General features: G+C 67.7%; 22 protein-coding genes and 1 tRNA gene. 10 read left to right on the top strand and 13 right to left on the bottom strand.

Features of this window, described 5'->3' with window-relative positions:
• Positions 1–132 precede the first annotated feature (132 nt).
• On the top strand, positions 133–1,812 hold the full coding sequence (locus tag EEB19_RS08280) for a hypothetical protein (RefSeq protein ID WP_187585037.1): 1,680 nt from the start codon (positions 133–135) through the stop codon (positions 1,810–1,812).
• 15 nt (positions 1,813–1,827) lie between these two features.
• Here the strand turns inward: EEB19_RS08280 and EEB19_RS08275 are convergent, their stop codons facing one another.
• On the bottom strand, positions 1,828–3,693 hold the full coding sequence (locus tag EEB19_RS08275) for a hypothetical protein (protein ID WP_187585036.1): 1,866 nt from the start codon (positions 3,691–3,693) through the stop codon (positions 1,828–1,830).
• Positions 3,694–3,739: 46 nt separating this feature from the next.
• Between EEB19_RS08275 and EEB19_RS08270 the strand changes: the two genes are divergently transcribed.
• From EEB19_RS08270 to pgi, 3 genes are all read left to right on the top strand, one after another.
• Positions 3,740–4,075, top strand: a complete 336-nt coding sequence (locus tag EEB19_RS08270; RefSeq protein WP_187585034.1) for a chorismate mutase — start codon at positions 3,740–3,742, stop codon at positions 4,073–4,075.
• Between the two features lie 120 nt (positions 4,076–4,195).
• Positions 4,196–4,975 carry a class I SAM-dependent methyltransferase gene (locus EEB19_RS08265; protein WP_187585032.1) on the top strand — a complete coding sequence of 260 codons (780 nt, stop codon included), beginning with the start codon at positions 4,196–4,198 and terminating at the stop codon, positions 4,973–4,975.
• Between the two features lie 43 nt (positions 4,976–5,018).
• Positions 5,019–6,722 (top strand): glucose-6-phosphate isomerase, encoded by a 1,704-nt coding sequence (gene pgi, locus EEB19_RS08260; RefSeq protein ID WP_187585030.1) that lies wholly within the window; start codon positions 5,019–5,021, stop codon positions 6,720–6,722.
• 102 nt (positions 6,723–6,824) lie between these two features.
• On the opposite strand, the gene EEB19_RS08255 is transcribed toward pgi, so the two are convergent.
• Entirely contained in the window at positions 6,825–7,358 is a 534-nt protein-coding gene (locus EEB19_RS08255; RefSeq protein ID WP_187585028.1) for a hypothetical protein, read from the bottom strand.
• Positions 7,359–7,377: 19 nt separating this feature from the next.
• On the opposite strand from EEB19_RS08255, the gene EEB19_RS08250 reads away from it, so the two are divergent.
• A complete protein-coding gene (locus EEB19_RS08250) occupies positions 7,378–8,052 on the top strand; it encodes a hypothetical protein (protein WP_262365517.1) in 675 nt (224 codons plus the stop codon).
• Between the two features lie 15 nt (positions 8,053–8,067).
• Here EEB19_RS08250 and EEB19_RS08245 read toward each other — a convergent pair whose 3' ends face one another.
• From EEB19_RS08245 to EEB19_RS08225, 5 genes are read right to left on the bottom strand one after another with little or no spacing between them, the layout of a single operon-like run.
• Positions 8,068–8,817: an SDR family oxidoreductase gene (locus EEB19_RS08245; protein ID WP_187585026.1), complete on the bottom strand. Its 750-nt coding sequence runs from the start codon at positions 8,815–8,817 to the stop codon at positions 8,068–8,070.
• 41 nt (positions 8,818–8,858) lie between these two features.
• A complete protein-coding gene (locus tag EEB19_RS08240; protein ID WP_187585024.1) occupies positions 8,859–9,899 on the bottom strand; it encodes a histidinol-phosphate transaminase in 1,041 nt (346 codons plus the stop codon).
• Positions 9,896–10,921 (bottom strand): 3-oxoacyl-ACP synthase III family protein, encoded by a 1,026-nt coding sequence (locus EEB19_RS08235; protein WP_187585022.1) that lies wholly within the window; start codon positions 10,919–10,921, stop codon positions 9,896–9,898. Before EEB19_RS08235 ends, EEB19_RS08240 begins: the two co-directional genes overlap by 4 nt.
• The gene (locus EEB19_RS08230; protein ID WP_187585020.1) at positions 10,918–11,583 is read right to left on the bottom strand and encodes an SRPBCC family protein; all 666 of its coding nucleotides are present in this window, start codon (positions 11,581–11,583) and stop codon (positions 10,918–10,920) included. Before EEB19_RS08230 ends, EEB19_RS08235 begins: the two co-directional genes overlap by 4 nt.
• Positions 11,580–13,220: a thiamine pyrophosphate-binding protein gene (locus EEB19_RS08225; RefSeq protein WP_262365516.1), complete on the bottom strand. Its 1,641-nt coding sequence runs from the start codon at positions 13,218–13,220 to the stop codon at positions 11,580–11,582. Before EEB19_RS08225 ends, EEB19_RS08230 begins: the two co-directional genes overlap by 4 nt.
• Before the next feature lie 263 nt (positions 13,221–13,483).
• On the opposite strand from EEB19_RS08225, the gene EEB19_RS08220 reads away from it, so the two are divergent.
• Complete coding sequence (locus tag EEB19_RS08220) at positions 13,484–14,956, top strand: HAMP domain-containing sensor histidine kinase (protein WP_187585018.1); 1,473 nt, start codon at positions 13,484–13,486, stop codon at positions 14,954–14,956.
• A 13-nt stretch (positions 14,957–14,969) separates the two neighbouring features.
• Here the strand turns inward: EEB19_RS08220 and EEB19_RS08215 are convergent, their stop codons facing one another.
• Both EEB19_RS08215 and EEB19_RS08210 read right to left on the bottom strand, forming a co-directional pair.
• Entirely contained in the window at positions 14,970–15,641 is a 672-nt protein-coding gene (locus EEB19_RS08215) for a response regulator transcription factor (protein ID WP_187585016.1), read from the bottom strand.
• Between the two features lie 5 nt (positions 15,642–15,646).
• A complete protein-coding gene (locus EEB19_RS08210; RefSeq protein ID WP_187585014.1) occupies positions 15,647–16,537 on the bottom strand; it encodes an Fpg/Nei family DNA glycosylase in 891 nt (296 codons plus the stop codon).
• 25 nt (positions 16,538–16,562) lie between these two features.
• On the opposite strand from EEB19_RS08210, the gene EEB19_RS08205 reads away from it, so the two are divergent.
• Positions 16,563–17,303 carry a 3'(2'),5'-bisphosphate nucleotidase CysQ gene (locus EEB19_RS08205; RefSeq protein WP_187585012.1) on the top strand — a complete coding sequence of 247 codons (741 nt, stop codon included), beginning with the start codon at positions 16,563–16,565 and terminating at the stop codon, positions 17,301–17,303.
• 357 nt (positions 17,304–17,660) lie between these two features.
• Here EEB19_RS08205 and cobF read toward each other — a convergent pair whose 3' ends face one another.
• From cobF to EEB19_RS08185, 4 genes are all read right to left on the bottom strand, one after another.
• Positions 17,661–18,416, bottom strand: a complete 756-nt coding sequence (gene cobF, locus EEB19_RS08200; RefSeq protein WP_187585010.1) for a precorrin-6A synthase (deacetylating) — start codon at positions 18,414–18,416, stop codon at positions 17,661–17,663.
• A 7-nt stretch (positions 18,417–18,423) separates the two neighbouring features.
• Positions 18,424–19,245 carry an SDR family oxidoreductase gene (locus EEB19_RS08195; protein ID WP_187585009.1) on the bottom strand — a complete coding sequence of 274 codons (822 nt, stop codon included), beginning with the start codon at positions 19,243–19,245 and terminating at the stop codon, positions 18,424–18,426.
• 39 nt (positions 19,246–19,284) lie between these two features.
• Positions 19,285–20,124: a hypothetical protein gene (locus EEB19_RS08190; protein WP_187585007.1), complete on the bottom strand. Its 840-nt coding sequence runs from the start codon at positions 20,122–20,124 to the stop codon at positions 19,285–19,287.
• A 251-nt stretch (positions 20,125–20,375) separates the two neighbouring features.
• Positions 20,376–20,448, bottom strand: a tRNA-Arg gene (locus tag EEB19_RS08185).
• Positions 20,449–20,795: 347 nt separating this feature from the next.
• On the opposite strand from EEB19_RS08185, the gene EEB19_RS08180 reads away from it, so the two are divergent.
• From EEB19_RS08180 to EEB19_RS08170, 3 genes are all read left to right on the top strand, one after another.
• Positions 20,796–21,530: a DsbA family protein gene (locus EEB19_RS08180; RefSeq protein ID WP_187585004.1), complete on the top strand. Its 735-nt coding sequence runs from the start codon at positions 20,796–20,798 to the stop codon at positions 21,528–21,530.
• 28 nt (positions 21,531–21,558) lie between these two features.
• Complete coding sequence (locus EEB19_RS08175) at positions 21,559–22,224, top strand: vitamin K epoxide reductase family protein (protein WP_187585002.1); 666 nt, start codon at positions 21,559–21,561, stop codon at positions 22,222–22,224.
• A gap of 72 nt (positions 22,225–22,296) precedes the next feature.
• A complete protein-coding gene (locus EEB19_RS08170) occupies positions 22,297–23,799 on the top strand; it encodes a SulP family inorganic anion transporter (RefSeq protein WP_187585000.1) in 1,503 nt (500 codons plus the stop codon).
• Positions 23,800–23,814: the final 15 nt, after the last annotated feature.

Raw genomic sequence — 23,814 nt, 5'->3', positions numbered from 1 at the left:
CGACAGACTCCCTGCACGCTCCCGGCCCGGCCCGCGCGCGCCGCCGACGACCCGCGCGATGCCCTCTCGTCGTCCGCGGCGGTTACGATATGCCCGAATCGGGAGGTCTCGCGGGGGTCATTCGGTCGGCGCATGTCGCCGACCCCACCGAACATGATCTTCTGGTCGTGCACGGTCGCCGTGGTCCTCCCGCCCGGCATGTCGAGAGGGTCCGCGATGCAACGTCAGTCCGTCACTCTTCCGGCGTTCGCGTTCGGAGCCGGGCTCCTCGCATTGGTCGTCGCGCTCATCCTGTGCTTCGTGCCGTTCCCCACCAGCGGCGCATCCGCACCCACGGCGGCGTTCACCGCCCAGCAGAAGCTCGACGAGGTGGCCTTCGCGCTGGGCGCCAGTCCGGGCGCGCGGTACTCGGGCACGCTCACCACGACCGGCGACGACGGCGGTCAGCCGCGCACGGTCGAGTTCTCCGATCTGACGGTCGCGTCGACCAAGAACGCCGAGGGCACCATCACGTTCAACTCGACACAGGCGCAGTATCTGCAGATCGGCAACTATCGCTATCTCAAGGGCCCGTCCCGAATCTGGACCGACCTGTTTTCAGGCGCGCGGATCGCCCAGCAGATCGATCTCGCCGCGATCGAGAACAAGTGGACGAACCTGCGGTATTCAGGACTCCCCGATCTGGGATATCTGCTCTCCCCGGTTCTCCTGTCCGGACGGATCGGCAACACCGAGCGGGTGCGGGCACCTGCGCCGGGACTCGAGCTCCCCGCTCCCAACAAGGGGCTGCCCGATGCTCGGTACTGGCCCACCAGCGATCCGGAGATCACCGCCGTCGGCGACGACAAGGTGCGAGTCGGCACCATGGAGACGACCTTCGACCCCGCGAGCAAGAAGGTCACCCACATCAAGGGCGATTTCAGCCGTGAGGGATACAAGGTCACCGTCGACACCGACGTCGACCTGCTCGGCTCAGCGGACCTGGCCGGCCTCTTCGCCGGCGAACGCGCGCTCGTGCCCGAATTGACCAGCGTCCCGGCCCCGGCCATCCCGCTGGCGTCGAATGCCGTGACCTCCCGTCCCACCGGGGGCTGCACCACCGAGGCGTGCGGGTTCACCATCACCGCCGGCGGCACGGTGGATCCGGATGTCGCGAACGAACTGCGCGGTGTCACCGGGCACGTCAACTTCGGCCTGACGATCCGTTTCGTCGTCGACAACCTGCCGCCGGGTGCCCGTGGCGGCAGCTGCACCCGAGTCGTCACGGCGCCGCTCGGCGGTCGTGCCGACACCACCTGCACGGCCACCGCCCTCCCGCCGGGGTCGCGCAACGTCAGGACCGACCTCGCCATCCAGTACCTGCCGTTCATCGACGAGTCGGCCGAGAACCTGACCGAGTACATCTCCAGCCAGGAGAAGTCGAGCACGATGCCGATCACGTTGGTGCGCACCGGATCCAAGAAGGCGGAGGCGGCTCGCTACAACGACCAGGTCGCCGGGTTCCCGAGCAGTTACGGGGTCCGGCAGGGCGACTACGTGTTCGACGGCGTCGGGCCCGAGGGCAATCTCTTCGTCGCGTTCGCGCCCGGGTACGCGAGTCACATCACCGGGGCCCGGCTGGATCCCAGCTGGTCGGGTACCCAGCTGATCACCGATCAGCTCAAAAAGCAGCTCGCCGCGTCCGGTGATCGCGAGATCACCTACATGACATCCGAACCCGAGCTCGCGACGGCTCTGCGCCTGCTCGCGATCTCACAGGGCGTGAGTCCGGACAAGCTCAAGGTGTTCTCCACCCCGCTCGACCGGGCCTGAGGTCCACCCGAGAACTCAGCCGACGAGTCGGGCCTCGGCCACCTCACCGACCCTGCCCTCGCCGGTGTGCAACGCCAAGCCGTCGGTGACCGGCCTGATCGCAACCGCCCGCCCGCGACCCTCGAGCTGGACGTAGAGGACATGCAGTCCGGCCTGCACGGGCACCCGCACCGCGCGGCCGCCGTCGAGCGACACCTCGATCTCGCCGCCCGAGTTCGCGCAATAGCTCACCGCGACGGTCCAGCGCCACTGGATCAACGGCCCGTTCAACAACAGTCGGCCCGGGCCGTCGAGCTCGGGACGGGCGCAGGTGCCGCGGCCCGGCCGGATGGTGCGCGCCGGTGTCACGGCGCCGGGGACCATGTTCCCGCTGTTGTCGAGCACCTGTAGCCGGTCGGTGGTGACGCCGAACCGTGGCCGTTCGGTCACCCGGCCGAAGGTGTGGCTGATCTGGTTGTTCGGATAGGCGACCGGGAGCAGGACCTCCAGCGGGAGCGACTGGTCGAACATGGTGATGTCGCGGTTCTGCGCCAGTGCTCGTTTCGCGTTCGCCAGATAGTCGCCGGTGGGATCGTCACGCCAGGAGTCCGCGAACGACACCAGTGAGATCATCGCGGACGCGATCGCGAGGGCCGCGACGAGGACGACGCCGACCGGGTGAGCGCCCCGGCTGCGCTCCGGGGTCCCGGCGTGGCGTCCGGCCGCGTCCTTCGTCGAGGTCGCCGGGGCGGCGACGATGAGGGCGATGGCGATCGTGAACACCACGGCCGTGTCCGGCAGGTAGCGCATCGTCTGCGCCAATTCCAACGCCGTGTTCGCGCTCGACCTGTTCCACATCGCCGGTATCTGCGCGACGACCGCGTAGACGGCCGCACAGATGACCACGGCCGCAGCACCGCGCCGACGCGTCACCGCCCAGCCGACGAGGAGCGCGGCGACCACCCAGCCGAGGACGATCATCCACACCGGCGGAAATCCCATGGGCGGGCTGGGCACCCAGCGCTCCCATTCCCACGGACCACCGATCAGCGAAGGGATGACCGCATCGTTGATCGAGCGCCACACGAGTCGCGCCGTCTGTGCGATGGAATGCTGACCTGCCGTGGCATCGGACACGGAGAAGAAGACGACCACCCACACCGCGAAGATCACGGCTGTGGATACCCACAGCGCGCGCGCCCCGGTGAACGCGCGGATCAGCGGACTGTCCGGTACGGGACGATCGATCTCGTCGTCGGCGCTCGCGCTCTGCGGACGCGCGCTGTCGAACCGGACGGCCAGCACCGCCGCCGCGAACGCGACGGGGAGGATGAACAGTGACTTCTCGAAGAATGCCAAGGCCACCACGAAGATCACCGATGAGCGGACGACGATCAGCGTCGCGTCCGGACGCCGCCCGCGCGAGCGCGCCAGCAGGACGGCGTCCGCCACGATCCAGGCCATCGCCGCCTGCATGGGCAACGAGTTCAGAGCGGCGGCCCACCAGGTGAAGGCCGGCACCGTCATCGGGGTGAAGAGATAGAAGGCCAGTGCCGCCAACGCCCCGGCCCCCACCCTCGGTCCCGCCAGAATGCGAATCATCCGCCAGACGGCAAGTGAGGCCAGTGCCTGCATCACGATCAGCGTGATGGCGGGGACGATCCAGTTGACCGGGGCGATCACGGTGGACACTCCGGCCACGAGGAACGCTGCGGGCATGAAATGGCCGTCGTGGCTGTGACCCAGATAGTCCCAGCTCAGGATCGGATGCGACGACGCGCGACCGATCAGCACCAGGTCATCCCAGTAGAAGTTCCCGGTGGCGGCCAGCCATCCGCGGATCACGAGTTGTGCGGTGATCAGCGCAAGGGCCACCCACCACAACCTCCCCCTGCTCAGCATGCGGTCCAGTCTCACGGCCGGTGGCTCCCGTGGCAAAATCGGTCGCGTGACTGACGCCAACAGCCCTGACGAGAAGTCCGGTGCCGCGCCGCCGTTCGACGTGGATTCCTACAACCTGTCCTCCGACGTGACCGGGCTGCCCGACGACATCGACGAACTGCGCAAAGAGATCGATCGGCTCGACGCGATGATCCTCGCCTCCATCAAGCGGCGATCTGCGGTGTCGAAGAAGATCGGCGCGGCACGCATGGCATCCGGTGGCCCGCGCCTGGTACACAGCCGCGAGGTGAAGGTGCTCGATCGTTTCGCCGAGCTCGGCCAGGAGGGTCACACTCTCGCGATGCTGCTGCTGCGGCTGGGGCGCGGCCCGCTCGGACGCTGACGACGGACACAAGCGAAAGACACTGCCGCTGAGCACCGTTGGCGCACCGCAGCACCGACGACCGGTGTCCGACGGTCGACACGATTGACCCCGCACACCCACCGGAGTTGAGTGGACCTCATGTTCACGTCACCCGCCGACGGCTACGACCGTTTCATGGGTCGCTACACGCGGACGTTGGCACCCGAACTCGTCGACGCGACCGGACTCGACCGCAACGCGAGGGTCCTCGACGTCGGATGCGGGCCGGGCGGCCTCACCGGCGTGCTCGCAGGACACGTGGGAGCGCAGAACGTCGCCGCGATCGACCCGGCACCTCAGTTCGTCGCGGCCTGCCGTGAGCGTCATCCGGACGCGGACGTCCGTGAGGGGATGGCCGAGGCCTTGCCCTGGCCCGACGGCGTCTTCGACGCGGCGTTGTCGTGCCTGGTCGTCGGGTTCATGACCGACGCCGACCACGGCCTGCGGGAGATGGCCCGGGTCACCCGGCCGGGTGGAGTCGTCGCCGCCTGCATGTGGGATCTCGACGAGGGCGGGATGACGATGCTGGAGACATTCTGGGCGGCGGCCCGTCGCCTCGACCCCGACGTCGTCGGCGAACGCATGCGCGTGGGTGTCGGGCGCGGCGACATCGCCACCCGACTGCGTGCGATCGGTCTGCGCGACGTGGCCGACGGCGCTCTGACCGCCCGGGCCGACTACGCCGATTTCGACGACTTCTGGGAGCCGTTCACCTTCGCTGTCGGGCCCGCGGGCGCATACCTGGCGGCGCTGCCCGCAGATCACCAGGAGCAGATCCGCCAACTCTGTCGTCCGCTCCTCCCGGACGGACCGTTCACGCTTGAGGCTCGCGCCTGGTTCGCCCGCGGCATCGTCCCGCCGTTGCTCCTCGACGGCTGAGGTAGCGCCACATGTGACGCATGGACCACATAGGGTGAACATCATGAGTGACGTCTCCGGCAGCGACTTCGACACCAGCGATCACGACGACATCACCGCAACGCAGTCCTGGCAGGCGCTCGCCGCCCACCAACCGCACGTGTATGCGATGCATCTGCGCGAGGTCTTCGCAGTGGACCCGGATCGCGGACGCGAACTGAACGTCAACGTCGGCGACCTGCACATCGACTACTCGAAGCATCGTGTCCTGCGCGAGACCCTCGAACTGCTGTTCAGCCTGGCCCGTGAGGTCGGTCTAGAGGATCGCCGCGACGACATGTTCGCCGGCGAACACATCAACACATCCGAGGATCGCGCGGTGTTGCACACCGCGCTACGACTGCCCGCTGACGCCACGCTGCACGTCGACGGACAGGATGTCGTCGCCGACGTCCACGAAGTCCTCACGGCCATGGGCGAGTTCACCGACAGGCTCCGCAGCGGCGAGTGGAAGGGCCATACCGGCAAGGCCATCACCGACGTCGTCAACATCGGGATCGGCGGGTCTGATCTCGGACCGGTCATGGTGTACCAGGCGCTGCGCCACTACGTCGACGCGAACATTCGCTGCCACTTCGTCTCCAACGTGGACCCGGCCGACATGGTCGCCACCCTCGCCGACCTCGACGCCGAGACCACCCTCTTCATCATCGCCTCCAAGACGTTCACGACGCTGGAGACGCTGACCAATGCCGCCGCCGCACGACGATGGCTGCTCGAGGAACTCGCCGGCGACGGCGAAGCCCCCGAGAGCGCCGTCGCCAAGCACTTCGTCGCCGTCAGCACCAACGCCGACGAGGTCGCGAAGTTCGGCATCGACACCACCAACATGTTCGGGTTCTGGGACTGGGTCGGCGGCCGGTACTCGGTGGACTCCGCGATCGGCCTGTCGGTGATGGCGGCGATCGGCAAGGAACAGTTCGCCGAGTTCCTCGCCGGATTCCACCTCGTCGACGATCACTTCCGGACCGCTCCCCTCGAGCAGAACGCGCCGGTGATCCTTGGCCTGATCGGCCTCTGGTACAACAACTTCTGGGATGCGCAGTCTCGCGTCGTCCTGCCGTACTCCAATGACATGGCGCGATTCGCCGCATACCTGCAGCAGCTGACGATGGAGTCCAACGGCAAGTCGGTGACCGCTCACGGGCATCACGTCACCACCGAGACCGGCGAGGTCTTCTGGGGCGAACCCGGCACCAATGGTCAGCACGCCTTCTACCAGCTCCTGCACCAGGGGACGCGGATGATTCCCGCGGATTTCATCGGCTTCGCCGAGCCCACCGACGACCTGCCGACCGCGGACGGCACCGGCTCGATGCACGACCTCCTGATGAGCAACTACTTCGCGCAGACCAAGGTGCTGGCCTTCGGCAAGACCGCCGACGAGATCGCGGCCGAGCGCGTCGCACCGAATGTGGTGGCGCACAAGGTGATGCCCGGAAACCGGCCAACCACATCGATCCTGGCCCCCGAACTGACACCGTCGGTGATCGGCCAGCTGATCGCACTCTATGAGCACCAGGTCTTCGTCGAGGGCATGATCTGGGGCATCAACCCCTTCGATCAATGGGGTGTGGAACTCGGCAAGACCCAGGCCAAAGAACTCCTCGGGATCATCGTCGACGCGCAATCACCTGCGCCGCAGGATGATTCGTCGACCGATGAGTTGGTGCGCTGGTACCGAGAGCACCGGGGACGCAAGGCCTGACCCCTTCGAGACGCTCGCAGGCTTGCTCCTCAGGGGTCGGGACGCGCGGCCCCCTCCTCAGGGGTCGGGGCGCCCGGAGGCTCCACGGGGATCGGCGGGCGCCTACCCCCAGCGCGACTCGTCGAACACCTCGTCGGGGATCTCGTCGCCGGGTTGCACACCGAGTTCCTCGAGCCGGCCCATCAGCGCTGCGGCGACCGCGATGAAGGTGACGAGATCCTGTGTCTCCGTCGATCGTTCGGCGGGATCACCGCCCATGAACTCGTGCAGCGCGGGCGGCACGCAGTCACCCATGTCGATCGAACGCTGACCCGTCGCCGTCCGCCAGGCGTCGAAACTCGCGGCGTCGACCGCCTCGGCGATGTCGCCGGTACGGACCGCCTCGAGCACCTCGTCCACTGACGTGAGCGGACCGCTGCTGCCGCTCGAGGGATCGAACCCGACCACGGTGTCCGCGTCGAGTTCCGGATCGTCGTCGAGCGTGAAATACACGATGCCGCGCCAGTCGGCGCCGAGTGCGGTCACATCGCCACGACCGAACACGTCGATCAACAGTTCGCTGACCTCGCCCCGACGGCGCTCGGAGAACAACTGGAACGCGCCATGGGCCACAACCTGCCCTTGCTTGGTCGACACATCGGATACCTTACGCAGGGTGAGTTCCTCCTCGAGGGTGCCGGGTGCGGCCCGGCGTGTGTGTCTGCCGATCGGCGTGCTCGTCGCGCTGGCGACAGTCGCCGCCTGTACCGGTTCGACCCCGACCGACGACGTGACGCCCACGTCCGTCCCGACCAGTGCGACGGTCACCGTCCCGGCAGGTCAGCCCGCCCGCTCGTCACCCGGAACGGCCCTGACGTTCGGTCAGAGCGCGGTGTTGCCGGCGAACGCGTTCGCCGCGAACGGATCGCCGGCGATGTTCACCGTCACGGGGATCACCCCCGCCGAGGGAGTACCCGAGGACACCGCCCAGGGCGGCACGCCGTATTTCCTGTACGTGACGGTCACCTCGTTGGCCTCGCGTCCCGCACCGGCCCCGCGTGTCGTCGGACTCAGTGGGAGCGCCGACGGCCGAACACCCGCACTCACCATGTCCCCGACTCCCGGTCTGACCGCGTGTCCGGAGGCGACACCTCCCGAACGGATGCGCCGCGGACAGTCGTACACCGCGTGCCTCGTCTCCGTCGCCGACCAGGGCCAGCGATTGCAGCAGGTCATCTACTGGGCCGACACCACCGACGATCCTGCACTCGACTACAAGTCGACTCCGGTCGCCTGGTCGCTGCCCGGTCCCGCATCGACACCGGCGGCACCGAACACTCCGGCCGGCTGACCGCCTGCCTATCGATCACACCAGCCGGCGGCTGATCTCCGACGGCAGGTACCGCAGCGCCGTGGCGATCGGCCACCACGGCCAACGCGGAACCGGAGCCCACGACGACTCCTTCTCGATCGCCGCCACCATGGCGTCGACACCGGTGTCGGTATTGGTCATCATCGCGGTCTTCACCCCACGGTTGATGTCGGTCTCGATGTAGCCGGGGAGCAGGACCGACACCGTGATGGGCGATTTCGCGAATTCCGCCTGCAACCCCTGCCCGAGCGCGGACAGCCCCGCTTTCGACGCGGAGTAGGCGGCCTGCGACTTCGGCAGCCCGCGGATGGCACTCATCGAACTGATCAACACGAGGTGGCCGTGATCCTGTGCGCGGAAGATCTCGAGTGCCGCCTCGATCTGCGCGAGCGCACCGACGAGATTCGTCTGCACGGTCTCGATGTTCGCCGCCGCCTTGCCGGTTCCGATCGGCGCCCCTTTACCGAGCCCGGCGTTCACGATGACCCGGTCGAGCCCATCGAGCTGCTCGGCGAGCGATGTGAAGACCCCGGGAACCGAATCCGTGTCCGTGACGTCGAGGCGCGCCGTCGCGACCCGGCGGGCGGTCGGGCGGAGTTCGTCGGCCAGTGCGTCGAGGCGGTCGGTGCGGCGAGCACAGAGCGCGAGTGACCGTCCGTCGGCGGCGAATCTCCGCGCCATGCCCTCGCCGAGTCCCGAACTCGCGCCGGTGATCAGGATCTTCTGCCGTGTCGTTGCGCTCATGGTGGTCCAACCTACCGGCCCGCGATCGGCCGCCGTCGGGGTCAAGCCGTCTGTGCGGTCAGCCGCAGGGCCTGCACCACACGGTCGGTGTCAGCACGATCGCCGATGGTGATCCGCGTGCCGGCGTCGCCGCACTGCTTGGTATCGATCCCACAAGCTCGCAGGAGGTCTCCCAACGCCACACCGTCCGGTCCCGGCAGGAACACGAAGTTCGCCTGCGTCGGGACGGTCGCAGCGCCGATGGCGTGCAGCATCCCCTCGAGCCGCTCCCGCTCCGCGCGCATGGCCCGAACCCGTTGTGCGAGTTCGGCGTCGGCCGCCAGCGCGGCCGGAACCGCGGCAATGGCCGAGCGGCTGACGGCGAAGGGGACCTCGTGGCCGCGCAGCAACCCGACGATGTCGCGACGGCCGATCCCGTATCCGATCCGCAGGGCTGCCAGTCCGTGGGCCTTCGAGAAGGTCCGCAGTACCACCACGGGGTTGCGGTGATCGATGAGCCGGTTCAGGTCCGGCTCGTTCTCGGCGAACTCGATGTAGGCCTGATCGACGACGGTGACGACGTGCGACGGCAGACCGTCGATGAAGCGATACAAGTCCTCGTGCTCGACCACGGCGCCCGTCGGGTTGTGCGGAGAGCAGACGACCACGACGGCGGTGTCGGGCGTGATGGCGGTGCGCACCCGGTTGAGGTCGACGGTTCCGTCGTCGGCGAGACGTACCGGTGTCACCCGCATGCCGACCATGCCCGCGAGGATCGGGTAGCCGTCGAAGGTCGGTATCGGCGTCACCAGGGTCGGAGTGATGATTCCCGACGACTGCGCGTGTCGCATCGCGCTGTGCAGGACCGCCAGTGCGACCCCGGTGGCTCCCGGCCCGACAGTGACCTGTCCCGACGGGAGGCCCAGGTGTGCGGCGATGGCCGTTCGCGTGTCGTCGGGCAGGAAATCGGGGTACCGGTTCAACGCGGAGATCGACCGTCGCACTGCGTCGGCAACGGACGGGAGCGGCGGATAGGCCGATTCGTTGAGATCGAGACGGAGACGATCCGACGATCCACGGTCAGGACCTCCTGGGTGGGTCATGGGCGCCCACCCCACCGCAGCGCCGCTGCCGCCGCGAAGTCCCCCGCATGTGCGAACGCGGCCGTCATCACGGTGTCGCCCTTGCGGATTCGCCCGTCGGTGACGGCCGTGTCGAGGGTGACCGGGATCCCGACCGCGAAGAGATTGCCGCACTCGTCGAAGGTGTCCGGGTGTCGCGACTCGGGCAGTTCCATCGCCTCGCGCCAGTTCCGCAGGAAGATCCGATTGGGCTGATTGGTGATGAACCAGTCGAGGTCGGGGGGCCTCACCCCGATGGCGTCGGCCACCTCGATCGCGGTTTCCGGCACCATCCGGTTGCCCCGGGCCAACACCTTCGCGATCTTGGCCTCGGTGAAGCCGATGTGGATCTGTCCGGAACCGGCCTCCCAGTACTTGCGCGGCGGCGACGACACCCCCGTCATGTCGCCCGCGTACTGGCCGTAGGAGTGACAGGCGAGTCCGAGTACAGAGCTGCCCGTGTCGTCGGACAGGGTGACGACCGCGACCGCCGCACCGTCGCCCGGGATCGACGCCTGCGGCTTGCCCCGCACCTGCACCTGGGTGAAGACCTGGGCGGCGCTGTTCTGGGCCAGGCCTAGCAGCGCCTTTCGGCCTCCGCCCGCCCGCAGCAACGCGCCAGCGACGTCGATCATGTGGATGAAGGCCGCACACCCGCCGTTGTGGACATCGAGCACGGTCGACGGTCGCAGGCCGAGCCGATGCGCCACCTCCCCACCGCACCCCCGCACAGGTACCTCCGGCAGTTGACTGTGGGTGAGGACGACGTCGACGTCGTCGAGGAAGTCGCCGCCGTTCCGGTCGGTCAGAGCCCGGGCAGCCTCGAGGATCATGTCCGCCGACGTTTCACCGTCAGCCGCATGATGGCGGAAGGCGGGCGCACGGAACATCACGTTGTCGATCAGGTCGTCGTCGGCGGCGTACTGTGCGAAATACTCTGCCGGAACGCGGTTCTCGGGGAGATAGGTGGCGAGGTCGATCAGACTGGTCCGGGTGGCGGTCATCGTCGCATCCAATCAGGAGTGATGGGCAGGCCGTGGTGATGTCGGTATTCGGCGATCGCGGTGAGATTGTCGAGTTCGATCTGATGCCCGGCAGAGAAGGTGTCCCAGAAGTCACCCACCCAGACCGGACGTTCGGGTGGGGCGGTGTCCGGGTACGGGTTCTCGTCGTAGAACGGATGACGGCAGTTCACCCAGAGCACGACCGAACCCGGCTTGTCGAGGACGACCTGGGCGTCGACGACGCGTATCAGGTAGATCATCCACAGGTGGCGCCCCTGGTCCCAGGCACAGTGGTAATCCACGGTCATCGCACCGGGATTCGCAACCGTGCGCGTGTAGATCGCGGTGTCCGAGCCGAGCCGGTCCTGAGCAACCCAGAGCCCGTCCTCCTCGGTCTCCGCGAACCCGCGCAGACTGTAGGTCCATTCCTCCAGCGACCGGGTATCGGCAAGCCACGCGTACAGGTCACGGGGCGGGGCGTCGACAAAGCCCTGGACCGGGCAGAAATCGCCGTAGATCGCCTCGTGTGGATAGACCGATCGCAGTCTGTCCATCAGGATCGGCGTCGCGACCTTGCGCGGATGCGACTCGATACGGGTCAATCCGTCGAGGGTCGCGACGGCGTCGCCGAGGTCGGAGAGGGCGGGCAACACAGCGGTCATGAGTGATCTTCTCTCTCGAGGAGCGGTGCGAACGGGGGGATCTCGTCGGGGTCGACATCGACCACGAGACAGTTCGGGCCGGCTCGCGACAGCAGATCCGCGACCGCGGGACGCAGTGCGTCGCGATCGCTGACGTGGACGACGGTGAGGCCATCGAACATGGCCGCGAGACCCGCCGCGACGTCGGTGTACCGGAACCGATTGATGCTGGGGGTGCCCGGGAAGAACCGCTTCTCACGGGTGATGCACATGGCATGGGCATTGTTGTTCAGAACGACGACGGTGACCGGCGCATCGTGTTCGATCGCGGTGTGCAGTTCCATGCCGTGCATGAAGAACGCGCCGTCCCCCGCTATCACCACTGTCCGGCGGGGATCGGCGTCGGCCACAGACCGGATCGCGTTGCCGATGCCGGCCGCTACGCCATATCCCATACCGCCCATGCCGAGTGCGACCACGAAACGTCCGTGCCCGAACGGGAGATGGTGGATGGCCGCGGCACCCGCATTCCCGGCGTCGGCAAATACCGTCGTGCCGGCCGGGAGGGCGGCGCCGAGTTCGTCGATGACCGTCCGCATGTCGAGGTGTGTGGTCGGCGGCCGCGTGCCGAGGTGGGTGATCTCCATCGTCGTCCGCCGACGCGGTCTCCCGCGCATTCGTTCCCGTACCGCCGACGTCAGATGGTCGACGGTCGGCTCGATGGCGCCACAGCGGATGTGATCGGCGGTGCCCGGCATCCGCGGCGGCTCGAAGCCCAGGTGGACGACCCGCTTGTCGGCGAGGACATCGTCGAGGCCGGCGCGGTCGGTCATCGACATCCGGCAGCCGATCACGAGGCACACTGTGGCTGCGGCGAGCGCACGGTGCGCCGACGGATGACCCATCACCCCTGTGACGCCGGCGTATCCGGGAGCGTCCCGGAGGATGTCGCGTCCCCCGGGGGCGACTACCACCACGGCCGACAACGCCTGCGCGAGTCGATCGATCGCCGATCCGATGCCCGCGACCGACGCCTCGTCACCGGCCCAGATCACCACGTCGCCAACGGATTCGGCGGTGCTGCAGAGCTCGTCGGCGACAGCTGCGAGCAATGCCGCCGGAACGTCGTCGGTAGTCGGGGGCGACGCGATCGCGGGGTGGATCGACACGTGCACGTCCGGCAGTTGCGCGGACTGGACATCTTTCGGAAGGAGCACGGCTGCAGGCAGTCCGCGCCGCGTCGTGGCGAACGCCGTCGCCAGTGCCGCGGGAACATCGTCGGGCCGCGTCACGACCGAGCACGAGCCGGTGACGCCGCCGACGACCCCGGCGATGTCGACCGTGTCCGGCGGAGACAGCATGTCCTGGAATGCCCCTCGCCCGACGAACGACGACGGCGCGGTGCCGATCAGTGCGATGACCGGCACCCGGCTGTCGTAGGACTCGGCGAGCGCGGGGATCACGTTCATCGCGCCGCCACCCGAGGTGGTCATCACGACTGTCGGTCGACCGGTGATCCGGGCGGTCCCGTCGGCCATGGCCCCGGCGGCGAACTCGTGTTTGGCGATCACCGGGGTCATCTCATCGACGCGCACCGCCGCGTCGAAAAGATCCTCGATGTTGGCGCCGTGAACTCCGAACACAGTGGTGATCGACATCGAGATAAGCTGGCGGACAACGTAATCAGCGACCGACCGCCGACAGTCCATATCGTCGTGTTCCTGCGGTCCCGTCGGGTGCGCGGGATTCGCGATCGCGGTCATGGAGCAACAGTGCGTTGCCGAACCTGAAGGTCCGCTGAAATCCGCGTCCCATCGGCCCCTGTCGTGCATTCGCATGACGACCTACGATGAAGCCCACAGCAGGTGCGGTCGTCGGGGCCGACGTGGCGTCGGGACACGAAGCACCTCGAGGAGTTGTGATGTCTGGGCTGTCCGACGCGACGAACGGTTGGCGGGCACTGTTCCGCCGACGGCAGGGCGTCCGCATGCGATCCACCATCGTGGGCACCTGTCTGGTCGCGCTCGCCCTCGTGATCGGTGCCGGGGTGATGCTGTTCATGCTCCACCGCGCCGACAACCGATCGATGTACGACTCCACCAGTTATCGCGCCTACGAGATGGCCGACTACATCCGGCAGGGTGGGATCGCGGGCATTCCGGCCGAGGAACTGATGGTCGGTTCGGGGGTCGACGTGCTCCAGGTCATCGACCGCGACGGGCAGGTGGTCGCAGCGTCGCCCGGCGCCCCGGCGGTCCCGTTGACCTCGGAGCGACCGGCGCCGTGGACCTCCACCTCGACCGAGGGCCCGTTGGTCCCTGGTGACGACGACGAGTTCTGCGCGACCATCGCCGGCGCGCGGCACGGTGACGACGAGTTCACCGTCGTCGCAGCGGTCTCCACCACCGCCTACCGGCAGGGCTTCGTCAATACCGCGCTACTGCTGGCACTCGAACTCCCGATCCTCGTGATCCTGTCCGGTCTGGCCATCTATTACTTCGTCGGCCGCGCCCTGCGCCCTGTCGGTAAGATCACCGAGCAGGTCACCACGATCACCGGTTCCGATCTCTCCCTGCGGGTTCCGGTGCCGAGCACCGACGACGAGATCACCCGGCTCGCCGACACGATGAACGCGATGCTCGCGCGCTTGGATCAGAGTCGCGATGCGCAACTGCGTTTCGTCGGCGACGCCTCGCACGAGATGCGCAGTCCCCTGACCACCGTCGTCGGCATCCTCGACCTCGCCGACGACACCGACTCGGCGGTCGACTTGCAGACCGTGCGCACGATCCTGCTGCCGGAGGCCCACCGGCTGCGGAGCATGGTCGACGACCTCCTGCTGCTGGCCAGGGCAGACGAACACGGTGTGCCGCTGCGCATCCGGGACGTGGACCTCGACGATGTCGTGTCCGCCGAGGCGCATCGGCTTCGGTCGCTGGGCTTGGCACGTGTCGAGACATCGATCGTGCCGATCCGGATGTCGGCCGACGCCGACAAACTCGGTCGTGCTCTTCGCAATGTCGCCGAGAACGCGGTCCACCACGCCGAGTCGACGATCCGGTTCGAGATGGCACTCGACGAGGCCACCGGCATCGCCTCCATCAGCGTGACCGACGACGGGCCGGGCGTGCCGGAAGACCAGCGCTCCATCATCTTCGAGCGGTTCACGCGTCTCGACGTCGACCGCCGCAATCGAAGCGGTTCGGGGCTCGGACTGTCGATCGTCCACGAGATCGTCCGCGCACACGGTGGGACTGTCACCGTCGGCGACCCGCCCTCGGGGTTCGCGCACGGGGCCACCTTCGTCATCACGCTGCCCACGACGACCGCACAGCCCGACGGCACCCGCGACGGCGCGATCAGCACCGCGCTCGTCCTGCCTCCCTCGCCGTGAGGCGAACGGCCGATCAGTCGGGCCGGATACGGTAGCCCGCGCCCCGGACGGTCTCGATGCTCCGGACGCCGAACGGTACGTCGACGCGCTTACGGAGGTAGCCGACATAGACCTCGACGATGTTCGGGTCACCCTCGAAGTGCTCGTCCCACACCGAGTGCAGGATGTCGGACTTGGAACAGACGGTCCCGGCGTTGCGGATCAGGTACTCGAGCACCGAGAACTCCCGCGGCGTGAGCGTGACGGGTACGTCTCCACGGCGTACGACATGTTCCGCGGGGTCGAGCACGAGGTCGCCCGCGCGGAGCTGGGCGGGCCGCTCCGGTGCGCCACGGCGCAGGAGCGCTCGGAGCCGCGCCTTGAGGACGACGACCGAGAACGGCTTGACGAGGTAGTCGTCGGCACCGTAATCGAGGGCCTCTGCCTCGTCGTACTCACCGTCCTTGGCGGTGAGCATCAACACCGGCGTCCACACCTGCTGTTCTCGCAGGCGCTGCAGGACCTGATAACCGTTCAACCCCGGCATCATGATGTCCAGCACGATGACGTCGAAATGCGCCTCGGTCGCACGCCACAGGCCATCGGTTCCGTCGTGTGCCACGGTCACCGCCCACCCGTCGCTGACCAGCATGCGCCGAACGGTCTCCGCGGCCCGGGTGTCGTCGTCGACGATGAGGGCATGCACGGCGGCTATTTCAGCAACCGCGACATCCGGCGATCGGCCAACACCTTGCCGCCGGTCTGACACGTCGGGCAGTACTGGAACGACCGGTCGGAGAAGGACACCTCGCGGATCGTGTCCCCGCACACCGGGCACGGCAGTCCGGTCCTCGCATGCACCCGCAATCCGGTTCGCTTCTCCGACTTCAGGCGAGCCACCTCTTGGCCCTCGAGGCGGCCGATCGCACCGGTCAACACCGAGCGCGTCGTCTCGAACAGCGTGTCGACCTGCTCGGAAGACAACGATTTCGCAGAGGCGAACGGCGAGAGCCTTGCGGTGTGCAGGATCTCATCGGAGTAGGCGTTGCCGATCCCGGCGATCGTGCGTTGGTCGGTCAGCACGTTCTTGATGCGACCGGTCGTGCCTGCCAGAATCGCGCCGAACTCGTCGCGCGAACACGACAGCACATCGGGTCCCAGACCGGCGATCCGATCGACGTCGCCGACGTCCCGCACGATCCAGACGGCCAGCCGTTTCTGTGTGCCCGCCTCGGTGACATCGAATCCCTCGCCCGGGAGACCGCAGTGCACACGGATGGCGATGGGCCCCTTGCCTCCCGGTCGCGGCGGCGTCTGTGAGAGGTGGTCGCTCCACCTGAGCCATCCCGCGCGGGACAGATGGATGACGAGGTTGATCACCGGGTCGGCCCCGCCGCCGTCGGGACCCGGGATGGTGCGGATGACCAGGTATTTTCCGATCCGGCCGGCAGATTCGACGATGCGACCGGTCAACGCCGTGTACGGCGGGTCGGCCGTCTTCAGCACGGCGAGCGATGCGACATCGACCCGTCGGATGGGGAAGCCGGCCGCGCGTCCGTCCACGTACTCCGCGATGGCCGCCACCTCAGGAAGCTCAGGCATGAGTCCAGTGTGCTCTAGTTGGAGGATGATCTCGCGTCTTTCCGATGCCGACCTGGCGGCACAGCTCGCCGACGGTGCCGGTCAGATCCTGGTCGGCGTACGTCACCGCGGGCTCCTCCGGGGCCGCCACCTCGGTGACGTCGGCGACGCGATGGCGCAGGCGTGGATCTCCAATGTGCTCGTGCGCCATCGGCCGAACGATGCGGTCCTGTCCGAGGAAGGCGCCGACATCGGCGACCGGTCGACCGCGGATCGGGTGTGGATCATCGATCCGCTCGACGGGACCAGTGAGTTCTCGTCCGGGACGGCCGACTGGGCGGTGCATGTCGCGCTGACCGAGCACGGGTCGGTGACCGAGGCGGCCGTTTCCCTGCCCGCCGTCGGCGAGGTCTTCCGCTCCGACACCGTCAAGCCGCCGAGCGGGCCACTCACCCGTCGGATGGCCGCCTCGCGTCGCGGCGGATCGTACGAGAGTGCGTGGGTGTCACGCCGGTTGTCGCTGAACATGATCGGCATCGGCTCGGCCGGTGCGAAGGCGATGGCGGTGGTGCGCGGCGATGTCGACGCCTATGTGCACGCGGGCGGCCAGTACGAGTGGGACAACTGCGCACCCGTCGGTGTGGCACTCGCTGCCGACCTGCACTGCAGCCGCCTCGACGGCTCCCCGATCGTCTACAACCAGCCGCAGCCGTACATGCCGGATTTCGTCATCTGCCGCAAAGAGATCCGCGACGACCTGATGGCCGCGCTCGACGAAGTGTGGTGAGAGGCTGAGCGGCCGCCGCGGGCGCCGCCAAGCGTTCCTCCCGTCGGACCCGCCGACCGTGCCCTGGATTTCGCCGAGCGTGCCCTGCACATCGCCGAGCGTGCCTCCCATTGGATCTGCCGATCGTGCCCTGAATTCACCGAGCGTGCCCAGCACATCGCCGAGTGGGTGAAACCGCCATCCGAGGTGTCGGCGCTGGGCACGATCGGCGCGATTCAGGGCACGATCGGCGAATTTCGGGACACGGTCGGCGAGATGCGGGTTCGTCTGTTCGAGGGGTTCGGCGCGGTGAGGGGGCGGCCGTCGGCGCGGTGAGGGGCGCCGGCCGGTGCGACGAGACGCCGGCGGTGCGGTGGGTCAGGGTTTGCGCAACAGGTAGATGTCCATGATCCAGCCGATGCGTTCGCGGGCCTCCGACCGGAGTCGGGCGATACGGTCGGCGACGTCGCCCACTCGGCCGCTCACCAGGATCTCGTCATCGGTGCCGACATAGGCGCCCCACCAGATGTGGTCGTCGGGGTCGGCGGTCCGGCGGAAGGCGAGATCGCCGTCGAGCATGACGATCTGATTGGTGTCCGCACCGTGCGGGGTGTCGGCCAGCCGACGACCCGTCGTGATGTGGATGGGTTCACCGATTCGGTTGGCCGCGATCCGATGTGCCGCGGTGAGCGCGCTCGCGCTGGTCACCCCGGGTATCACCTCGACGTCGAGGTCGAGATCGGAGTGCTCGGTCAGGTCGTCGACGATACGCAGGGTGCTGTCGTAGAGGGCGGGGTCGCCCCAGACCAGAAACGCGGCAACCCCGCTGTCGGGTACCTCGGCCCGCAGCGCATCACCGAAGACGGCCGCACGGGCGGCGTGCCAGCGTCGAACCTCCGCGTCGTAGTCGGCCGGATCGCGGTCGCGTGGTGGGTCGACGATCTCGATGACCCGATGGTTGGGCGACGCATGTCGATCCAGGATGTCGCGGCGCAGGGCGGCGAGGGAGTCCTTGTCGCCCCCCTTGTCGAGCACGAGGAAGACATCGACGTCGGTGAGTGCGTCGATCGCCTCCAGGGTTATCTGACGGGCGTTCCCGGGGCCGATCCCGATGACCCGCAGCGTGATCCGCATCGCCGGGTCAGACCCGTACCTTGCGCAGGCCGTGCTTGCGCGCGGTCATGTCCAGGATCAGTTGCCGGGGCATGAGGCGACGCAGGAGAAAGACGACGCCTGCCTGATTTCCCTTGGCGTAAAAAGGCTTCGGATGATCGGCCAACGCGGCGTCCACGATCACGCGTGCCATCGTGGTGGCGTCGATCCCGGCGTCCTCGTTCGACCGCGTCGCGGCGGCGAGGGTCTGGTATTCCTCACGGTACGGTGACGACTCTCCGATGTGGATACTGCGGCGATCGCCGATTCCCGTTGCGATGGTTCCGGGTTCGACGGAAATCATCCGCACACCGTACGGCGCGACCTCACGGCGCGTCGCGAACGCGAACGCCTTCAGCGCGGATTTGGTTGCCGTATAGTTGGATCGGAACGCAACCGGGAAACTCGACAGCATCGATCCGACCATGACGACAGTGCCGCGTCCACGTTCGCGCATACCCGGCAGCACCGCCTTGGTCAGCGCGATGGGCCCGAAGACGTTGACCGCGAACAGCTTCTCGATGGCGTCCATCGATGTGTCCTCGAGCGCGCCGGCCTGACTCTCGCCCGCGTTGTTGATCAGGATGTCGACGACCCCGATCTTCTGCACGCACTGCGCCGCGCTGTCGTAGTCGGCGTTGTCGAGTGCGACGTAGTTCACGCCGCGTACGGGATTCGCGACGGACTCCGGCCGACGGCTGGTGCCGTACACCGTGTGTCCCTGCTCGACGAACAGGCGGGCCACCTCGGCCCCGATCCCGCTCGACGCACCCGTGACCAGAACGACCTGAGATCCTGCTGCATCAGCCACGTCGAACACCGTAGCGTGTCCGTCGCCCGGGGCCCGCGATCAGGCGAGATCCGGCTCGCGCCCCGCCTTGTGGAAGTGCGCCGACTCCGCGGCGGACTCACTGGCGAACCAGATGTCCGGGGAGAGCTCGTCGTAGGTCGACTGGTCGGGCGTGTGATACGTACCCGACTCGGCATCCGCCTTGATCGAATATCCCTCGGGCGGTTCGCCGGATCCCACGACGGGTAGGTGCGCGCCGATGGGCACGGGCACCGACTCGCCACCACGACGGTAGGAACCCACACCGTCGCCGTGTCCGTGGTGATCGGCCGGCACGGAGAGGTCGGGGCCGGTCATCACGTCGTCGGCGAAGTCGGGAATCGGCGGCAGGGCGGGTGACATCTCGCCGGTCTCGCCTGGTCCCGCAGGTTCGGACGGCGAGGTCGATGTCGGTTCGGCACCGGTAGGCGACGCGACCGCAGCGGCACCTGCGGCCGCGGGCGTACCTGCCGGGGCGTCACGACCCTCCGGGCTCGCCGGCGACGGCTCCTCGGCGGCGACGGCGGTCGGCACATCAACACCAGCCGACGGCCCAGCCGCCTCGGAGACGACGGGAACCGACGGCTCAGCGGCCACAGCAGACGCAGAGCCCTCACGTGTCACCGGACGCGTGGACCGTTCGACGACCGACGACCCGCCCCGAACCTTCCGGAACATCCAGATCAGCGCCAATCCCACCAGGATCAGCACGAACGGAACCAGGAGCCACCACCAATCGGACTCGTCGCCCTCCTGGGCCGTGAGCGTGCGCGTCGTCGCCCCGGCAGGCGCCGACAGCGCGGTCGCCGCCGTCGCGAGCGCGCCGAGCGCGATGAGTGTGCGTCTCGTCGATGTCGTCATGTCCCCGTGACCTCGTGTCATCAACAGGCGGATGAATCCGCGCGAAACACCGTTTCGTCCTCCATAGAACACCCGGCAACGACGAATCGGACAACGAAACGCGGAGAACAGGCCAATCGGTGCACACACGATGAGTGGGCGGGGACCGACGATGGACGAAGATCCGTCGGAGCGCGCGTGCGCCAGCATGAATCGTTTTCACACCACACAGTGGGGCGCACACCACCCGGAGGGCGGCAAGGATGTCAGTGTGCTCCCGGCAGGATTCGAACCTGCGACACCGGCTTTAGGAGAGCCGTGCTCTATCCCCTGAGCTACGAGAGCGGAGGCCGGCCACTGCGCGGCATTCGGCTCACCGGAAGTCTACGACACGTCCCGACGACCGCGGCCCCGCACCGTGTCGCCATTCCCCGCCTGACTGACGCTCGGCGGACAGCCACATGGGCAACTGTCATCCACGATGGGCATCCCCCCATGTGAGAGGGCAACTCCCGATGTGGTCGGGGCCGGGCGGTCGGGCGGGCTGCGGACTCGCCGGGCGCCACGGGCCTGGCGTAATGCGGCTCACGGGACGGATCGGTGCACACGCGACCTGGGATCCGTAGGCTGTCCGTCGACAGCTGTCGACGTCACGGACGTACACAGCGCACCGACGACGACCCGAGGGAGACATGGCGAAGAACGGTCGGACACCAATCGTGGATCCGCGCGAGGCCGAGAAGCGACGGTCGCTGCTGATCAAGATCGGCGCTGCCGTGGTGCTCATCGCACTCGCCGTCGGTATCGGGGTGTGGGTGGTGCAGTCGAACAAGTCGGCCACCGGCTCCTCCGCCGACGTCACCGTCGCCACCGACAACGCGTATCGGATCACTGCGGCCCCGCAGGGCACCGAGCCGCCGGTCACGGTGAACATCGTCGAGGACTTCCAGTGCCCCGCGTGCCGCCAGTTCGAGGAACAGTTCAGCGACGTGCTGGGCCAGCTGCGAGCGAACCCGAAGGTCGCCGTCGACTACCAGCCCATCGCGTTCCTGGACCGGATGTCGTCGACGGAGTACTCCACCCGGTCGGCGAACGCGTCGGCGTGCGTCGCGCAGGCGACCGCGGGCGGCGGCAACTTCGACACCTGGCTGAAGTTCCACAACCTGCTGTACGCGAATCAGCCCGAAGAGGGCGGCGCCGGTCTGACCGACGGCCAGCTCAACGACTACGCGAAGCAGGCCGGGGCACCGAACGTCCGGCAGTGCATCGAGGACCGGCAGTACGCCGACTTCGTGCAGGAGACCACCCAGAAGGCCCAGCAGGCAGGCGTGACCGCGACACCGACGGTGTCCATCAACGGCAAGCCGGTCCAGCTGTCCACGCCGGAGGCGCTCCTGCAGGCCGTGGACCAGGCCGCGCAGAACTGATCACCCACCCCAGGAAGTACCGCACGACATGACCGTCAGCCCGAACATCGAACCGCCCGTCGCCGACGACCACGCCGACGACGAGTCCGTCGCGTCGACGACCGAGCGCAGCGGACCGTGGTTCACGGCCTTGTGTCGGGTCGGGCCGGGCGCGTCCATCGCGGTGCTGCTCTCCGGGATCATCGGCCTCGTGGCGTCGGCCACCCTGACCGTCGAACGGTTCCATCTGCTCACCGATCCGAACTACACACCGAGTTGCAGCATCAACCCGATCATCTCGTGTGGTTCGGTGATGGTGAAGCCGCAGGCGGCGATCTTCGGATTCCCCAACCCGCTCATCGGCATCGCCGCGTTCGCCGTCATCGTCGTGACCGGTGTCCTGTCGGTCGCGCGCATCGAACTCCCCCGCTGGTACTGGCTCGGCCAGAGTCTCGCCACCGCAGCGGGTTTCGTGATGATCAACTGGCTGGCGTTCCAGAGCGTCTACAACATCCACGCACTGTGCCCCTACTGCATGGTGGTCTGGACGGTGACCCCGATCATCCTCGTGATCAGCATCGGACGCCTCGTCGACGACACCCGGCGCGGTCAGGAGATCCGGCAGTGGCTGTGGGTGCTGTTGCCCGTCTGGTACGCGGTGATCATCGTCGCGATCGGCGTCGAGTTCTGGGATTACTGGTCCACCCTGATCTGATCGCGAGTTGCAACCCTACCCTCCCGTGAGGGTAGAGTTCCGATCCGTTCATCAGCGGATCGGAGTCCTGACGTGCCCACCCCCACCGAGGTCAGTCCTGCGCGCGAGCAGTCGGTGCTCGCCGCGTTGCGGTCGCCACGACGTCTGCGCACCGAGGTGCTCGCGGGACTCGTGGTGGCGCTTGCCCTGATCCCCGAGGCGATCTCGTTCTCGATCATCGCCGGCGTCGACCCGCGCGTCGGCCTCTTCGCGTCGTTCACCATGGCGGTGACGATCGCCATCGTCGGCGGCCGGCCGGCCATGATCTCCGCGGCGACCGGTGCGGTCGCTCTGGTGGTGGCGCCCCTGGTGAAGAGCCACGGCCTCGACTATCTGATCGCAGCGGTCATCCTCGCGGGTGTGTTCCAGATGATCCTCGGCGGTCTGGGAGTGGCCAAGTTGATGCGGTTCATCCCGCGCAGCGTCATGGTCGGCTTCGTCAACGCGCTGGCCATCCTGATCTTCACCGCCCAGTTCCCCCATCTGATCGGGGTCCCCTGGCTGGTCTACCCCCTCGTGGCGATCGGGCTGGTGATCATCGTCGGACTGCCGCGACTGACCACGGTCATCCCTGCGCCGCTTGTCGCGATCGTCCTGCTGACCGCGGCGACGGTGACGATCGGCTTCTCGGTCCCCGACGTCGGCGACGAGGGCGCACTGCCCGACAGCCTGCCGAGCCTGCTCATCCCCGACGTTCCGTTCACCTGGCACACGCTGACGGTGATCGCGCCGTACGCCTTCACGATGGCGCTCGTCGGTCTTCTCGAGTCGCTGATGACGGCGAAGTTCGTCGACGACCTGACCGACACGCATTCCGACAAGTCCCGCGAGGCACTGGGGCAGGGCGTCGCCAACATCGTGACCGGGTTCTTCGGCGGCATGGGCGGCTGCGCGATGATCGGACAGACGATGATCAACGTGAAGGTGTCGGGCGCGCGCACCAGGATCTCGACGTTCCTCGCCGGCGTCTTCCTGCTGATCCTCGTCGTCGGGCTCGGCGACATCGTCGCACTCATCCCGATGGCGGCGCTGGTCGCCGTCATGATCATGGTGTCGGTCGGCACCATGGACTGGCACAGCATCAACCCGAAGACGTTGCGGCGCATGCCGAAGAGCGAGACAGCCGTGATGCTCGCGACCGTCGTCGTCACCGTCGTCACGCACAATCTCGCCTACGGCGTCATCGTCGGCGTGATCACGGCGATGGTGCTGTTCGCCCGCCGCGTCGCCCATGTCACCGAGGTCGTCGAGATCGCGCATCCCGATGAGGACACCCGTGCGTACGCGGTGCGCGGCGAGTTGTTCTTCGCGTCCAGCAATGACCTCATCTACCAATTCGACTATGTCGGCGATCCACCCAACGTCGTCATCGATCTGAGCGACTCGCACATCTGGGACGCCTCGACGGTCGCCACCCTCGACGCGATCACGACCAAGTACGCGGCCAAGGGCACCTCGGTGACCATCATCGGTCTCGACGACAACAGCGCCGCCCGACACGCTCGCCTCAGCGGCCATCTGACCGGCGCGCACTGACCGGCCGAAGGAGCA

Source organism: Gordonia sp. OPL2, from assembly GCF_003797825.1.
Taxonomy (GTDB): domain Bacteria; phylum Actinomycetota; class Actinomycetes; order Mycobacteriales; family Mycobacteriaceae; genus Gordonia.
This window is presented reverse-complemented; position numbering and strand designations above follow the sequence as displayed.